Annotated in this window: 19 protein-coding genes; 11 read left to right on the top strand and 8 right to left on the bottom strand. The window is 64.2% G+C overall.

The genetic code is table 11. The features are described 5' to 3' along the window. Positions 1–74 precede the first annotated feature (74 nt). From LB557_RS09980 to LB557_RS09955, 6 genes are all read left to right on the top strand, one after another. Positions 75–1,256 carry a cell wall hydrolase gene (locus LB557_RS09980; RefSeq protein WP_224642972.1) on the top strand — a complete coding sequence of 394 codons (1,182 nt, stop codon included), beginning with the start codon at positions 75–77 and terminating at the stop codon, positions 1,254–1,256. A 256-nt stretch (positions 1,257–1,512) separates the two neighbouring features. After that, positions 1,513–1,914, top strand: a complete 402-nt coding sequence (locus LB557_RS09975) for an AtpZ/AtpI family protein (protein ID WP_140617331.1) — start codon at positions 1,513–1,515, stop codon at positions 1,912–1,914. A gap of 56 nt (positions 1,915–1,970) precedes the next feature. Next, positions 1,971–2,729 carry a F0F1 ATP synthase subunit A gene (locus LB557_RS09970; RefSeq protein WP_140617330.1) on the top strand — a complete coding sequence of 253 codons (759 nt, stop codon included), beginning with the start codon at positions 1,971–1,973 and terminating at the stop codon, positions 2,727–2,729. Between the two features lie 66 nt (positions 2,730–2,795). After that, positions 2,796–3,020 carry a F0F1 ATP synthase subunit C gene (locus LB557_RS09965; RefSeq protein WP_013896722.1) on the top strand — a complete coding sequence of 75 codons (225 nt, stop codon included), beginning with the start codon at positions 2,796–2,798 and terminating at the stop codon, positions 3,018–3,020. A 62-nt stretch (positions 3,021–3,082) separates the two neighbouring features. After that, positions 3,083–3,682: a F0F1 ATP synthase subunit B gene (locus tag LB557_RS09960; protein WP_140617329.1), complete on the top strand. Its 600-nt coding sequence runs from the start codon at positions 3,083–3,085 to the stop codon at positions 3,680–3,682. Positions 3,683–3,692: 10 nt separating this feature from the next. After that, positions 3,693–4,184, top strand: a complete 492-nt coding sequence (locus LB557_RS09955; RefSeq protein WP_015318854.1) for a F0F1 ATP synthase subunit B — start codon at positions 3,693–3,695, stop codon at positions 4,182–4,184. A 128-nt stretch (positions 4,185–4,312) separates the two neighbouring features. On the opposite strand, the gene LB557_RS09950 is transcribed toward LB557_RS09955, so the two are convergent. Beyond that, complete coding sequence (locus LB557_RS09950) at positions 4,313–5,008, bottom strand: ribonuclease HII (RefSeq protein ID WP_140617327.1); 696 nt, start codon at positions 5,006–5,008, stop codon at positions 4,313–4,315. A 152-nt stretch (positions 5,009–5,160) separates the two neighbouring features. Then, positions 5,161–6,315: a PA0069 family radical SAM protein gene (locus LB557_RS09945; protein ID WP_041163509.1), complete on the bottom strand. Its 1,155-nt coding sequence runs from the start codon at positions 6,313–6,315 to the stop codon at positions 5,161–5,163. Between the two features lie 150 nt (positions 6,316–6,465). Between LB557_RS09945 and LB557_RS09940 the strand changes: the two genes are divergently transcribed. Further along, positions 6,466–6,993 (top strand): glycosyltransferase, encoded by a 528-nt coding sequence (locus LB557_RS09940; RefSeq protein WP_224642971.1) that lies wholly within the window; start codon positions 6,466–6,468, stop codon positions 6,991–6,993. A gap of 28 nt (positions 6,994–7,021) precedes the next feature. On the opposite strand, the gene moaB is transcribed toward LB557_RS09940, so the two are convergent. The 6 genes from moaB to LB557_RS09910 all read right to left on the bottom strand — a co-directional run bounded on the left by moaB (position 7,022) and on the right by LB557_RS09910 (position 10,725). Beyond that, the gene (moaB, locus tag LB557_RS09935; RefSeq protein WP_015318850.1) at positions 7,022–7,576 is read right to left on the bottom strand and encodes a molybdenum cofactor biosynthesis protein B; all 555 of its coding nucleotides are present in this window, start codon (positions 7,574–7,576) and stop codon (positions 7,022–7,024) included. Next, positions 7,563–8,486 carry a 4-(cytidine 5'-diphospho)-2-C-methyl-D-erythritol kinase gene (locus LB557_RS09930; protein WP_224642992.1) on the bottom strand — a complete coding sequence of 308 codons (924 nt, stop codon included), beginning with the start codon at positions 8,484–8,486 and terminating at the stop codon, positions 7,563–7,565. The genes moaB and LB557_RS09930 overlap by 14 nt, the downstream gene beginning before the upstream one ends. 5 nt (positions 8,487–8,491) lie before the next feature. Continuing rightward, positions 8,492–8,677, bottom strand: a complete 186-nt coding sequence (locus LB557_RS09925; protein WP_015318848.1) for a membrane protein — start codon at positions 8,675–8,677, stop codon at positions 8,492–8,494. Between the two features lie 82 nt (positions 8,678–8,759). Further along, on the bottom strand, positions 8,760–9,623 hold the full coding sequence (locus LB557_RS09920; protein WP_140724898.1) for a S49 family peptidase: 864 nt from the start codon (positions 9,621–9,623) through the stop codon (positions 8,760–8,762). Positions 9,624–9,700: 77 nt separating this feature from the next. Continuing rightward, positions 9,701–10,501 carry a tRNA1(Val) (adenine(37)-N6)-methyltransferase gene (locus LB557_RS09915; protein WP_224642970.1) on the bottom strand — a complete coding sequence of 267 codons (801 nt, stop codon included), beginning with the start codon at positions 10,499–10,501 and terminating at the stop codon, positions 9,701–9,703. Continuing rightward, a complete protein-coding gene (locus tag LB557_RS09910) occupies positions 10,501–10,725 on the bottom strand; it encodes a DUF2007 domain-containing protein (RefSeq protein ID WP_015318845.1) in 225 nt (74 codons plus the stop codon). Before LB557_RS09910 ends, LB557_RS09915 begins: the two co-directional genes overlap by 1 nt. Before the next feature lie 188 nt (positions 10,726–10,913). On the opposite strand from LB557_RS09910, the gene LB557_RS09905 reads away from it, so the two are divergent. The 4 genes from LB557_RS09905 (at position 10,914) to LB557_RS09890 (ending at position 13,845) form a co-directional block, all read left to right on the top strand. Beyond that, positions 10,914–11,930, top strand: coding sequence for a polyprenyl synthetase family protein (locus LB557_RS09905; protein WP_015318844.1), 1,017 nt, complete (start codon positions 10,914–10,916; stop codon positions 11,928–11,930). Positions 11,931–12,029: 99 nt separating this feature from the next. Then, positions 12,030–12,698: a GntR family transcriptional regulator gene (locus LB557_RS09900; RefSeq protein ID WP_015318843.1), complete on the top strand. Its 669-nt coding sequence runs from the start codon at positions 12,030–12,032 to the stop codon at positions 12,696–12,698. A gap of 107 nt (positions 12,699–12,805) precedes the next feature. Further along, a complete protein-coding gene (locus LB557_RS09895; RefSeq protein WP_224642969.1) occupies positions 12,806–13,399 on the top strand; it encodes a biotin transporter BioY in 594 nt (197 codons plus the stop codon). Then, positions 13,396–13,845 carry a DUF1284 domain-containing protein gene (locus tag LB557_RS09890; protein ID WP_224642968.1) on the top strand — a complete coding sequence of 150 codons (450 nt, stop codon included), beginning with the start codon at positions 13,396–13,398 and terminating at the stop codon, positions 13,843–13,845. The genes LB557_RS09895 and LB557_RS09890 overlap by 4 nt, the downstream gene beginning before the upstream one ends.

Raw genomic sequence — 13,845 nt, 5'->3', positions numbered from 1 at the left:
CGTTAACGTCCCATCAAGGTTAATGCATCATTTTGCTCTCCAGTGGGGTCAGTTGCGTTCCTGGAGAGAGTTCCGTGCATCGACGTGTGTTGAAGCGGCTGATGGCCGCCGCCGGTGAGAAACGCAGCCTTGTGTCTCCGTTCATCATTGGTCTCGGTATCTGGATCGGCTTTCCGACCGTCGCTGCCTACCAGGACATGACCAGCCTCGTTTCCGGCCTTGAATCGCCGACCACGCGCTGGAATTCCTATGTCGAGAAATCCGTCGCCGGTTCGGTCCACGCCGCCGAGATGCCGTTCGTCGATTCCGACGTCACCAGCTCGATCTCGGGTTCCGGTGTTCGCCTTCCCGGTGTCGGCGCCGTCTCGTTTCGCGGCAAGGGCGGCAAGGTCAGCGGGTCGCCCGACGAGGATCGCGTCGTGCGCGCCGACAAGAAGGGCCGCATCGTCCAGGTCTCTCCCGTGGCGCCGCCGAAGAACTTCAGTGCCGGCTCGATCTTCCAGCGGACCTCCTCGCTGATGCGGCCGAGCATGGACGGCGATCTGAAAATGGCCTTCGCCAAGCCGCGGATCAAAGGCAAGGAAATCCAGATCGCCGCGGCATTCCATGCGCGTGAGGACAAGAAGCCGGATCCCGGCGTGCCGGCCATGCTTGCGGCCCTGGTCAACAACGACCATCCCGATGTGCTGGCGACCGCCTATGCGCAATCCGCGCCGGACTATGCCAAGGCCTCGCCCTTTGAAGCCCTGCTTCAGGATGAAGAGCCCAACAGCGGCCGCTTCATTCCGCCGATGGCCAAGGGCGACCATTCATGGATCCAGAATCCGCTTCCGGCCAGCGTCTTCTCCAAGCCGGAGCAGAAGTGCCTGGCCAACGGCATTTATTTCGAGGCCCGCGGCGAAGCCGTGCGCGGTCAGGCCGCCGTCGCCCAGGTGATCCTCAACCGGGTCCGCAACCCCGCCTATCCCAATTCGATCTGCGGCGTCGTCTACCAGAACGACAGCTGGTTCAACCGCTGCCAGTTCTCCTTCGCCTGCGACGGCAGGAAGAAGCGCATCGACAATCCGGTCGCCTACAAGACCGCTCAGGATGTCGGCATGGCCGTCACCGCTGGCAAGATCTTCATTCCGGAAGTGGGATCGTCGACCCACTACTATGCCAATTACGTCCATCCCGGCTGGGCCCGCACGATGCAGAAGATGACCAAGATCGGCCTGCATATCTTCTACCGGACCTATGGTGGTGGCTGGAGCTGAACGGTCCGCCGCCCGCCGTCTTTTCGCGCGGTCGCACGATCGATCGGAGAGCCATTGTCGGGGGGATTCGCGCGGCGCATCCCGCCGATCGCAAAGGGCACGATGTCGCACCTTTGCAACTATCTGATTTTACTACCTAAAATACACAGCGCGGAACTTCCCTGCGTGGCTTGACGGGCGCAAACCCTCTAACTATGTTGCCGGCGACTTTAGAAGCGGACGGACGGTGACGGTCTGCCCGGGCAGGGGGGTTGCGATGGCCGAGAAAAACAGGCCAGACGGAACCGGAGAAACCGGCCGCGGCAAGCAGCATGACCCCGAAATCCGCGACGACGATCTTGAGCGACGTCGGCGTGAACTTGGAGCATCGCTTGCGACAAGGCTGCCGAACCGGCTCGAGGGGAAAGACGACGCGAAACCAGTGACCGGATACGGTCAGGCGATCAAGCTATCCAGCGAGTTTATCGCCGGGGTGGTGGTAGGCGCCGGCATCGGCTGGATCATCGACCGTATGGCGGGGACATCGCCGTGGGGTCTGATCATTTTCCTGCTGCTTGGTTTTGGCGCCGGCGTGCTCAATGTCATGCGTTCAGCTGGCGTTGTGGCGGAATTCGGACAGGGCGATAAATCGCGTCCTGACCGAGACGACAGCAAATAGCCGCCCTGGCGCGGCAATGGTAATTTAGCCGTGCGCGGCATTGACGGGGTTTGAACGTGGCAGCTGACAAGGTCGATCCGATCCACCAGTTCCATATCATCAAGCTGGTTCCGATCGAGATCGGCGGCTATGATCTGTCCTTCACCAATTCCGCGCTGTTCATGGTCGCGACCGTGGTCATTGCCGCGGCCTTCCTGTACCTGACGACGTCGAGCCGCAGCCTGGTTCCCGGCCGGCTGCAGTCGGTCTCCGAAATGGCCTATGAATTCGTCGGCAACATGCTGCGCGATGCCGCCGGCACGCAGGGCATGAAATTCTTCCCCTTCGTGTTCTCGCTGTTCATGTTCGTGCTGGTCGCCAATCTGCTCGGCCTGTTCCCGTATTTCTTCACCATCACCAGCCACATCATCGTCACCTTCGGTTTGGCCATCATGGTGATTGGCACCGTGATCGTCTATGGATTCATGAAGCATGGCCTTGGCTTCCTGAAGCTGTTCGTGCCGAAGGGCGTGCCCCTCCTGATGATGGTGCTTGTCGTTCCGATCGAGGTGATTTCCTTCGTGTCGCGCCCGGTCAGCCTCTCGGTTCGTCTGTTCGCAAACATGCTCGCCGGCCACATCACGCTGAAGGTTTTTTCGGGATTTGTGGTCAGCCTCAGTGCGCTGGGTGCGCTCGGCATTGCGGGTTCGATCCTGCCGCTGGCCATGGCGGTGGCGTTGACGGCGCTCGAATTGCTGGTGGCGCTGTTGCAGGCCTATGTCTTTGCGGTGCTGACCTGCATGTATCTCAACGACGCCCTCCATCCTTCGCACTAATCAGGTTTCCGGCACGACGCCGGATGGAATAGCAACGGAATTTTCAGATCCAAAGGAGTTGAACAAATGGACGCAGAAGCAGCAAAGTACATCGGCGCCGGCATCGCTTGCCTGGGCATGGGTGGCGCGGGCATTGGCCTGGGCAACATTTTCGGCAGCTACCTCTCGGGCGCGCTGCGCAATCCGTCGGCCGCCGACGGCCAGTTCGGCCGCCTGATTTTCGGCTTCGCCGTGACCGAAGCTCTGGGCATCTTCTCGCTTCTCATTGCGCTGCTGGCCCTGTTCGGCTGAGTACTGAGAAGATTGGACAGGCCGGCCGCGCAAGCGGCGGGCCTGATATCTGGGGATAGTCCATGTTCGTGACATCTGCCTTCGCGCAAGAGTCCGCGCCATCAGCCGACACCAGCCACGCTGCGACCGGAGGAGACACGCATTCCGGCACCAGCGTGCCTGCCGAAGCGCACGGCACGTTTCCGCCATTCAATCCGGAGACGTTTCCGTCGCAGCTTCTGTGGCTGGCGATCACGTTCGGGCTGTTCTACCTGTTCCTGAAGCGGGTCGTGATGCCGCGCGTCGGCGGCATCATCGATGTCCGCAACGACCGCATCAGCCAGGATCTCGACCAGGCGGCCAAGTTGAAGGGCGAGGCCGACGCCGCCGTTGCCGCTTACGAACAGGAACTGGCGGAAGCCAAGAAGAACGCGAACTCGATCGGCCAGCAGGCCAGCGATGCGGCGAAGGCGGAAGCCGACACCGCGCGCAAGAAGATCGAGGCCGCGCTCGATGAGAAGCTTGGCGAGGCCGAGGCACGCATTTCTTCCATCAAGGCCAATGCCATGAAGGAAGTCGGCAGCATCGCCGAGGATACCGCTTCGGCGATCGTCGAGGCACTCGTTGGCGGCAAGGCCAGCAAGGCCGAGATCGCGGCCGCGGTCAAATCCGTGGCCCGGTGAGGAGCGCATCATGGACGCTACATCTCTCGCAACGCTCTGGGCCACGATTGCCCTGATCATCTTCCTGGCCATCGCCATCTACATCAAGGTGCCCGGCATGATCGCCAAGGCGCTCGACGCCCGCGCCGCCAGGATCAGCAGTGAGCTCGACGAGGCCCGCAAGCTGCGCGACGAAGCCCAGCAACTGCTCGGCCAATACAAGAAGAAGCGCAAGGAAGCCGAGCAGGAGGCCGCCGACATTGTAGCGGCCGCCAAGCGTGAGGCCGAACTGCTGGCTGCCGACGCCCACAAGAAGACCGAGGACTACGTTGCCAGGCGCACCGCGCTTGCCGAGCAGAAGATCGGCCAAGCCGAGCGTGACGCGGTTGCCGAAGTGCGGGCCAGTGCCGTCGATATAGCCGTCGAGGCGGCACGCGCATTGCTCGCCGCCAAGGTTGACGCCAAGGCCGGAGCCGACCTGTTCAGGTCCGCGCTGCAGGATGTGAAGGCCAAGCTGAACTGAGCGTTCTTCAGTCGCTGACACGAAGCCGCCCGGGCAACCTGGCGGCTTTTTTGTTTGGGAGAAAGCGGCGCGTCAAAGCGGCCAATCTCCGCCCTCGTGGGGAAGATGGAATTGCCACTGCCGTCGCCCTACTCCAGCCCGGCCAAGCTCTCTTCCTCAACCACTTCAGTCCCGCCCAGCCGAAACGGCGCAAACGAGGTGCGATGCAGCCGAGCCACTGGCCCATGCGCCTCGATCGCCGTGCGGTGCCGGACCGTGGCGTAGCCCATATGGACTTCGAAGCCGTAGCGGTCGTGATGATTGCCGCAGCCGCGCATCATGCGGTCGCGCATGACCTTGGCGACGATCGAGGCCGCGGCGATCGATTGGGAGCGCTGGTCGCCCTTGATCAGCGCGCGCCCCTCGCAGGGCAATCCCGGCGGCACGTCGCGCCCATCCGCGAGCGCGAGCTTAGCCTGCACCGGCAGCCCGACCAGTGCGCGGCGCATCGCTTCGAGGCTCGCCTTGAGGATGTTGGTGCCATCGATGCCCTCGGCGCTGATCGACGCCATCGAGACGCCGAGAGCGGAGCCGATGATGTGCAGGAACAGCGCTTCGCGCTGCAGGTGGCTAAGCCGCTTGGAATCGTCGAGACCCTCGGGAATATTGGCGGGGTCGAGCACCACTGCCGCCGCGACCACGGGACCCGCGAGCGGGCCGCGGCCGGCTTCGTCCATCCCCGCGACCGGCCACAAACCATCGGCCATCGCCTTCGTCTCGAAGGAGAAATCGGGTTTTTCGACGATTTCGAAGAGAGGCGGAGAATCAGAACGCGCGCGAGCCATGTTGCGGCGAGGTTCGCATCGGCTCCGATTCTCCGCAAGTCCCTCCGGGTCGGGTGGGGCGCCGGACCGGGAGGGCACCGTCTGCAGGCCGGGGCAGGCCGGACGGGATTTCTTTGCCACGGCGGCAATGAACAGCCGAGGCGATTTTCGGTTCAGAGCAGCATCAACTGCTCCTGGTCCTTGCCGGCAGCGACGAACTGGTCGGTCCGCAGCGTACGCCGCTCGGCATTGAGGCCGAGCCGCTTTGCGGTGATCTCGAAGCGCCGGCCGATCTGCCAGGCATAGGGTCCGGCGCCCTTCATGCGCTTGCCCCATTCCGAATCGTAGTCCTTGCCGTCGCGCATCGAACGGACCAGCGACATGACGTGGCGGTAGCGGTCGGGATAGTGGCGCAGCAGCCAGTCCTTGAAGATCGGGCTGACCTCCAGCGGCAGGCGCAGCACCACATAGCCGGCTTCGCGCGCCCCGGCATGGTGCGCCGAGTCGAGGATGCGTTCCATCTCCTGGTCGGTCAGGCCCGGAATGATCGGCGCCACCATCACCGAAGCGGGGATACCGGCATCCGAAAGCTGCCTGATCGCCTCCAGCCGCTTGGTCGGCGTCGATGCCCGAGGTTCCATCGTCCTGGCCAGCATGCGGTCAAGCGTCGTCACCGACAGCGCCACTTTGGCCAAGCCCCGCTCCGCCATGCGCGACAGAATGTCGATGTCGCGCACGACCAGGGCTGACTTGGTGACGATGCCGACCGGGTGGCCGCGCGCCTCCAGCACTTCGAGGATTTCGCGCATGATCCGGTACTGCTTCTCGATCGGCTGGTAGGGATCGGTATTGGTGCCGATGGCGATGGTGCGCGGCTGGTAGCCATCCTTTGACAATTCCTTGTCGAGCAGGCGTGCCGCGTCGGGCTTGGCGAACAGCTTGGATTCGAAGTCCAGGCCCGGCGACAGGCCCATGAACGAGTGTGTCGGCCGCGCGAAGCAATAGACGCAACCGTGTTCGCAGCCGCGATAGGGATTGATCGACCGGTCGAAGGAGATGTCGGGCGATTCGTTGCGGGTGATGATGGTGCGCGGCTTTTCCACCTGCACCTCGGTCTTGAAGGGAGGAAGTTCCTCCAGCGAACTCCAGCCATCGTCGAAGACATGCCGGCTGACAGGTTCGAACCGACCGGACGGATTGATGCCTGCCGACCGGCCGCGGTTGCGGTCCGGACGGACCCGCATGCCGCTCTGCTCGATCATCGCGTTGGCCATTTCGGCTCGCCCTGCTCCGAAGGCTGCAATATCGGCGCGCATGATCGGTTCCATCTTCGCCCGCTCCCAGGGACTGTCCATGTTGTGTCGAATCGCTCTGCTCATGAAATTATTCCTATTTTATCGAGGAGAACAAATCAAGAACTTTCTATGGTGCGCTGCAAAAACTGGCGCCGACCAACGCTTTCCGCTATTCGGCTAACCATGCTCAGTGTTCTGATCGAAACGCACAATGACGAGGAGGGGCTCGCCCGTACGCTGGCGACGCTGATTGGCGGCGCGGTCGAGGGCGTGGTGCGCGAGGTTGTCGTCTGCGACACGGGCTCCAGCGACCAGACGCATCGCGTCGCCGAGCATGCCGGCTGCCACTATGTGGGGAGCGGCGGCATCGCCGCCGGCATCCGCCAGGCCAAGGGTGACTGGCTGCTGTTTCTCGAACCGGGTGCGAGGCTGGTGGAGGGCTGGATCGACGCCGTCGTCGCCCATACGGCCAGGCAGACAATAGCGGCCCGGTTCTCGCGGGCGCGGGGCAGCCGTCCACCGTTCCTGGCCCGGGTCTTTTCGGCAAACCGCGCGCTCGCCGACGGACTGGTGATCAGCAAGCGACAGGCGGCGTCGCTGTCCAAGAATGACGGCACCGCCGAGGCCTTAGCGCGCGGGCTGGCGACCAGGCGGCTCGACGCCGAAATCTGGCCAGCGCAGCCGAAGCAGCAGCACCGCTCTCGGGGGTGATTTTTGCAACGGCTCTGCGTGGCGTTGCTTACGACGCCGATTTGCCGCGCCGCAGATGCTCGTCCAGGCGCGGCATGATCTCGACGAAGTTACAGGGCATGTGCCGGTAATCGAGTTGTGGCTCGAGGATGCCGTCCCAGGCGTCCTTGCAGGCGCCTGGCGAGCCCGGCAGCACGAAGACGAAAGTGGCGTTGACGACACCGCCGGTCGCCCGGCTCTGGATAGTCGAGGTGCCGATCTTGTCATAGGAAATGCGGTGGAACACTTCCGAAAAGCCGTCCATGCGCTTTTCGAAGATCGGTTCCAGCGCCTCGGGCGTCACATCGCGTCCGGTAAAACCGGTACCACCAGTGGTGATCACGACGTCGATGGCCTTGTCCCGCGACCACGCCAGAACGGCGTCGCGGATTTTTTCGCGGTCGTCGGTGACGATATCGCGGGCGGCCAGGATGTGGCCGGCCTTGGTAATGCGATCGGCCAGTGTCTGGCCGGATTTGTCGTCGGCCAAGCTGCGTGTGTCGGAAACAGTCAGCACCGCGATGCGCACCGGAATGAAGGCTCGGCTCTCGTCAATTCTGGCCATCTCGCCCAGCCTCCGACGCCATGCTGCGCGTTGCCGCGACGAACCAGTCGGGCTGGCGGCTGCGGATCTCGGCCGCCGCGCGCTTGGCGACATTGCCGGTCTCGAACAGGCCGAAGCACGTCGCGCCCGACCCGGACATTCGTGAAAAGCCAGATCCGGCCCTATCAAGCCATGAAAGCGCCCTGCCGATGGCGGGCTGCATCGCAAGGGCTGGCTGCTCGAGATCGTTGCGGGTGATTTCCAGCCAGTTGCGCAGGCTGTGAAAATCGATGCTGCGCGGCAGCGGCGGCAGCGGCTCATTTTCGCGATGCGAAAGTGCGGCGAAGATTTCCGCCGTCGAGACCGGCACACCCGGATTGACCAGCACGAGACCCAGTGCTGAAAAATCCGGCACCATCGACATTTCCTCACCAATGCCGCGCGCGACCAGCGGCTTTGCCGCCAGGCACATCGGCACATCGGCGCCAAGCGAAAGACCGATCCGCGCCAGTTCGGCGCTGTCGAGCTCCAGCCCCCAGCTCTCGGTCAGCCCGCGCAGCACGGCCGCCGCGTCGCTCGATCCTCCGCCCACGCCGGATGCGACCGGAAGGTTCTTTTCGAGCCTGATGCTTACCGGCGGCGTGCTCCGAACGCCGGCGGCCTGCCGCAGGGCGTCGCGGCCCTTCAGCACAAGATTGCCGCCATCGAGCGGTACGTCCGCCGCATAGCGGCCGGACACGCTGAACTCATCGGCGTCGGCCGGCGCGATCTCGATCCTGTCGCCAAAGCGCGTGAACACAGCCAGGCTTTCGATGAGATGATAGCCGTCGGCGCGCCTGCCGGTGACGTGCAAAGCTAGGTTTATCTTGGCGGGTGCGGCCCATGTCCGGACACGCTGACCGGATTCCGCAGTCTTGATTGCGAGTGAAATGAGGGTCAGTCCTTGGCCAGCCGGTATTCGCCGGTCTGCGGATCCTTGACCAGCGTTCCCATCGCGCCGTTGGCCGCCTGTTTTTCGGTGCGCCGCACCTTGGCCGTCACGCGTTCAGCCTCGCGCACGAAGGTGCGGTAACCGAAATAGGCGGCGACGCCGACGACGGCGAAAAAAATGAGCTGCGGCATGTCAAACTCCTACCACGCTGGGCCGGTAAGACCGGCCGGTCGGGTCTTTCGGGCAACCATGCTAGACGCTTTCATGGCTTTTTCAAAGCCCGAAGCGCGCCCACGATGCGCGCTCTTCCGCCGCATTGATGACGCCGCTGGCGGCAGCCGCCGCGATATCGGGCGCCGAAAAGCCCTTGCTCGAGCCGAACAGGCCAAAGCGGCCGAACAAACCCCGCGGCGCCGCCACCAGCCTGAGCTGGGTCTTCGGCCCGAAGCGGGTCTTCAGCACCGTGCGCATGTCACCCAGCGCATCGACGAGGCCGAGCTCCAGGCCTCGCTTGCCGGTCCAGAACAGCCCGGTGAACAGGTCTGGATCGTCCGCCAGCTTCGTACCGCGCCGCTCCTTGACCAGATCGATGAAGGTCTCGTGCACTTCGAGCTGCAGCACCTTGAGCCGCTCGACGTCTTCCTTCTTCTCGGGCTTGAACGGATCGAGCACCGCCTTGTTCTGGCCGGCGGTGTGGACACGGCGCTCGACACCGATCTTCTTCATCAGTTCCGGGAAACCGAACGAGGCCGACACCACGCCGATCGAGCCGACGATGGAGGAGGGATCGGCGAAGATTTCATCGCCGGCGACCGCGATCATGTAGCCGCCGGACGCCGCGACATCCTCGACGAAGACCAGGACCTTTTTATTCTTCTCGACCGCAAGGTCGCGGATGCGCTTGAAGATCAGCCGCGACTGCACGGGCGAGCCGCCCGGCGAATTGATCGAGATCGCGACCGCCGGTGCCTCGAAGGAAAACGCCTTTTCGATCAGTCCGGCGGTGGAAGCAAGCGACAGGCTCGGCCGGAACTGGCCTCCGCCGGCCATGATGGTGCCGTGCAGTCGGATGACCGGAACGGTGACGACGGAGGAGCGCCAGGACTTCGGCAGCAGGCGGTTGAAAAGACGTTTCACGATGGCGTGGTCTCCGGCGATGGTTGCAGGCATGTAGGGATTTCCCGGCCAACGGCAATGTGTAGGCCGCCAACAGCTCAGTCTCCGAACAGCGAGGCGAGCCCGTTGGTGATCATTTCGCTGCGCTCATCGGGGCCGTTGCCCGATCGCGCGTGAAGCATCAGGGGCGGACGGATGGCGAGCTTTCCTCGTGCCCCAAGTGCTGCCCGCACGATAATGCGGATTGCGGCCGCGTCCGGGCGAGGGTGCACGGCGAGCATCTCGGCTTGGCCGAAGCGGCCTGAAATCGCGTCGAGAATGGCGCCGAGCTGTTCGGGCCGGGCGATGACGGCAAGCCCGCCGCGCGGCCTGACAACCGCCGCCGCACTGCGGATCCAGCTTTCGAACAGTCCGTCCTCCATGACATGCGCCTCCTTTCTTAGCGGCTCGGGAGTGGCGCGGTCCCGGGCGGCGTTGAAAGGCGGGTTCATGATGACGAAGTCGAAATCATTGTCGGCAAGGCCGGTGGCGGCCCGGGCGCGGCCCGACACGGTGACATCGGCGACGAGCACGGCAGCGCGATCGCTGAGGTGCGCGTTGCCCGGATGGGCAAGCGTGGCTGCCGCGAAGGCCGCTATCTCAGGCGCGCGTTCGACCAGCACAGCCTGGGCTCCCGGACAGCGCGACAGCACCGCAAGACCGGCAGCACCGGCGCCGGCCCCGAAATCGGCGAGCCGGCCGCCAAACGAGGATGGTACGGATGCGCCCAGCATCATTGCATCCATCCCGGCGCGATGGCCGCCATGCTTAGGCTGCACGAGCCAGAACCGGCCGCGGTGGAACGCATCGACCGTATGAGCCGGCGTATCCGGGACAAGGGCGGCTGGCGCGGCCGACATTATTTCCCCCGGATCTCGTTGGCGATGCCGGCATCGGTCAGGATGCGGCGCGCGGCGTCGGCCTGGTCGGCATCGACCATGACGCGTCGCGGCAGGATACCAAGCGAGCCGTCGAGCACGCTCATGTTCTGGTCGGCGACGAAGCAGCCGATCCCGGCATCGCGCATCAGCGATTCGACAAAGGAGATGATGACGGCGTCGTTGGTGCGGATGAGCTCTATCATCGCAAGAAACTCGCAGGTTGCGGCGTGCATGTAAACGTGCGGCCGCATTCCCGCATTTCCCGGCGTTGACACGCTGTCGCCGCCGCCGCGCCAATTCGCCACTTGCCGTGGCCGTGCCAGCCGCCCTAGAGTCTTGTCGGGACTAAGGGTGCCGTCGCACGCGTTATACCAAGACGGGAGTGATTGTCGTGGGTGTCGTTCTCAACATCGAAAACGGGAAGCGGGAGCCCGCCTCCATCAAGGATCTCATCGATCTGACTGCTGCCGATATGGGACGTGTCAACGAGCTGATCCTGTCCAAGGCCGGCTCCGACGTCGAGATGATTCCCGAGGTCGCCAACCACCTGATCTCTTCCGGCGGCAAGCGGCTCAGGCCAATGCTGACGCTGGCCGCGGCGCAGATGTTCGGCTATGCCGGCGAGGGCCACGTCAAGCTCGCCACTTCGGTCGAATTCATGCATACGGCCACGCTTCTGCATGACGACGTGGTCGATGAAAGCGGCATGCGGCGCGGCAAGAAGACCGCCCGCATGATCTGGGGCAACCAGGCCAGCGTGCTGGTCGGCGACTTCCTGCTCGGCCAGGCCTTCCGCATGATGGTCGATGTCGGCTCGCTCGAAGCGCTCGACATCCTGTCCAGCGCAGCCTCGATTATCGCCGAGGGCGAGGTCATGCAGCTGGCCGCCGCCAAGAACCTCGAAACCACCGAGGACGAGCATTTCGCCGTCATCAAGGCCAAGACCGCCGCGCTGTTTTCGGCCGCCGCCGAGGTTGGCCCGGTCATCGCCCAGGCGACCCGCAACGACCGTGCGGCGCTGCGTTCCTACGGCATGAATCTCGGCCTTGCCTTCCAGCTGATCGATGATGCGCTGGACTATGGCGGCACCAGCAAGGATCTGGGCAAGAATGTCGGCGACGATTTCCGCGAGGGCAAGGTGACCTTGCCGGTCATCCTCGCCTACCGGCGCGGCAGCAAGGCCGAACGCACCTTTTGGAAGCGCGCCATCGAGGACAATGTCACCGACGACGCCGGGCTGGAAAAGGCGATCGGCCTCATGACCCGCCACGGCGCCATTGCCGATACGATCGGGCGCGCCCGCCATTTCGGCGAGATCGCCCGCGACGCGCTGGCGCCGCTGGAAGAGACGCCGCAGAAATCGGCGCTGATCGACGTCATCGACTTCTGCATCAGCCGCGTGAACTGAGCGCCTCACGGCTTCCTGCCGGGGCCGTCGGTAAAAAGACGCCTGTGAATTCGCCCTGCCGTCTCGACAAGCAGCCCAGTCGCAAATTATCTATAAAACATGGCCAAGGGCACTGACGACACCATCGCGGTCCGCATCGGCAAGGTTTTGGCGGATCGCATCATCTCCGGCGCGATCGAGCCAGGGGCGAGGTTGCGGCAGGATCATGTCGCCGAGGAATTCAACACCAGCCACGTTCCCGTGCGCGAGGCCTTTCGCCGACTCGAGGCGCAGGGCCTCGCCGTCAGTGAGCCGCGTCGTGGCGTGCGTGTCGCGGCCTTCGATCTGGGCGAGGTCAAGGAGGTCGCCGAAATGCGGGCCGCACTCGAAGTGCTGGCACTGCGCCAAGCCGCGCCGCATCTGACCTCGGCCATTCTCGACCAGGCCGAGGAGGCGACAAAAGCCGGCGACAAATCCCATGACGTCAGGTCGTGGGAGGAGGCCAATCGCGCCTTTCACCGGCTGATCCTGACGCCCTGTGGCATGCCCCGCCTGCTTGCCACCATAGACGACCTGCACGCGGCGAGCGCCCGCTTCCTGTTCGCGGCCTGGCGCTCGGAGTGGGAGACGCGCACCGACCAGGACCACCGGGCGATCCTCACCGCCTTGCGGCAGGGGAACACCGAATCGGCCGCGACAACATTGGGACGGCATGTCCAATGGATTGGCCGCAAGCCGGTCAGGACAGCCTCCGGCGCCACGCGCGAAGCTTTCGCGATCGTGGGTTGAACGATCTTTTCCCAAGCCTAGGCTTGCTATCGCTCCAGAAATGTGGATTCGATAATAGATCGAAGGCAAAAATTATCTATAATTTCGGATCGACCGAAGGGAAGCCTATGACCAACCTCGCATTCTCGTCCGCCAGACCGTCCTTCAGCCCGCTGCGTCTCCAGCAGCGATCGCTCGGTTGGCAGGCCGGCGCCGTCGTGCTCGGCACGCTGTTGCTGGCGCTGTCCTCCTACATCGAGGTTCCGATGGTGCCAGTTCCGGTGACCATGCAGACCTTCGCCGTGACGCTGATTGGCGCACTCTATGGCTGGCGGCTTGGCGCGGTGACGATCGCGGCATGGCTGGTCGAAGGTGCTGTCGGCTTTCCAGTCCTGGCCGGCGGCGCTGCCGGCATTCAGCATTTCGTGGGCCCGACGGGTGGCTATCTCTTTGCCTTTCCTGTCACCGGCGCACTGGTCGGCTGGTTGGCCGAGCGCGGCTGGAACGGCAACAGGGTTTTGCCTGCCTTCGCCGCCATGCTGCTCGGCAATCTTGCCTGCCTGGCTCTCGGCACAGCCTGGCTTGCCGTCCTGATCGGCGCCGAGAAGGCCGTCACCTTCGGCTTCGTGCCGTTCATCGTCGGCGGGTTGCTGAAATCGGCGCTTGGCGCCGCGACGCTGATGGCGCTCCCGCGCGGCAAGATGAACTTGCCGAAGCCGTGACGGTCAGGCTGCGCGCCCACCATCTTCTTTGCCTGCTCACCTATGTGGGCAAGGGATACAGCCCCGCTTTCACCGCCAATTATGACGGAATCGCGGAGCGCTTGAGCCGGGGCGAAGACATCCTCCTCGTTTCCGGACCAGACGACATCTGCGCTCCGTTGCTTGGCGAGCCGGAACCGCACTGCCTGCGTGACGGCGCGGCCGGGCGGGACCGGCAGGCCGCGGAAGACGTGGAAGCGGTGCTGGCTCGGCCGATCCGGGACGGCATCCGCGTCGATCTCGATGCCGCCATCCTGACAAGGCTGCGGCAGGCGTTTTCGACCGGCCACGTGCGCAAGGCGTGCGGCGGCTGCGAATGGAGCGGGCTGTGCGGCGCGGTGGCAAGCGGCGGCTATCGCGATGCGCGGCTGCGGCGGCCTGTTGACGCGCAAAACCGTCCCATTTAG

It is taken from the genome of Mesorhizobium sp. BR115XR7A (genome assembly GCF_020165315.1).
GTDB lineage: Bacteria > Pseudomonadota > Alphaproteobacteria > Rhizobiales > Rhizobiaceae > Mesorhizobium > Mesorhizobium australicum.
Note: the sequence above shows the minus strand (reverse complement) of the source record. Positions and strands in the feature narration are given on the sequence as shown.

Coding starts and splice junctions, on each gene's coding strand:
- LB557_RS09955 (WP_015318854.1), top strand. CDS start 3,693: ATGGACGCTACATCTCTCGCAACGCTCTGGGCCACGATTGCCCTGATC.
- LB557_RS09945 (WP_041163509.1), bottom strand. CDS start 6,315: ATGGAACCGATCATGCGCGCCGATATTGCAGCCTTCGGAGCAGGGCGA.
- LB557_RS09965 (WP_013896722.1), top strand. CDS start 2,796: ATGGACGCAGAAGCAGCAAAGTACATCGGCGCCGGCATCGCTTGCCTG.
- LB557_RS09925 (WP_015318848.1), bottom strand. CDS start 8,677: ATGCCGCAGCTCATTTTTTTCGCCGTCGTCGGCGTCGCCGCCTATTTC.
- LB557_RS09915 (WP_224642970.1), bottom strand. CDS start 10,501: ATGTCGGCCGCGCCAGCCGCCCTTGTCCCGGATACGCCGGCTCATACG.
- LB557_RS09910 (WP_015318845.1), bottom strand. CDS start 10,725: ATGATAGAGCTCATCCGCACCAACGACGCCGTCATCATCTCCTTTGTC.
- LB557_RS09900 (WP_015318843.1), top strand. CDS start 12,030: ATGGCCAAGGGCACTGACGACACCATCGCGGTCCGCATCGGCAAGGTT.
- LB557_RS09895 (WP_224642969.1), top strand. CDS start 12,806: ATGACCAACCTCGCATTCTCGTCCGCCAGACCGTCCTTCAGCCCGCTG.
- moaB (WP_015318850.1), bottom strand. CDS start 7,576: ATGGCCAGAATTGACGAGAGCCGAGCCTTCATTCCGGTGCGCATCGCG.
- LB557_RS09950 (WP_140617327.1), bottom strand. CDS start 5,008: ATGGCTCGCGCGCGTTCTGATTCTCCGCCTCTCTTCGAAATCGTCGAA.
- LB557_RS09960 (WP_140617329.1), top strand. CDS start 3,083: ATGTTCGTGACATCTGCCTTCGCGCAAGAGTCCGCGCCATCAGCCGAC.
- LB557_RS09975 (WP_140617331.1), top strand. CDS start 1,513: ATGGCCGAGAAAAACAGGCCAGACGGAACCGGAGAAACCGGCCGCGGC.
- LB557_RS09940 (WP_224642971.1), top strand. CDS start 6,466: ATGCTCAGTGTTCTGATCGAAACGCACAATGACGAGGAGGGGCTCGCC.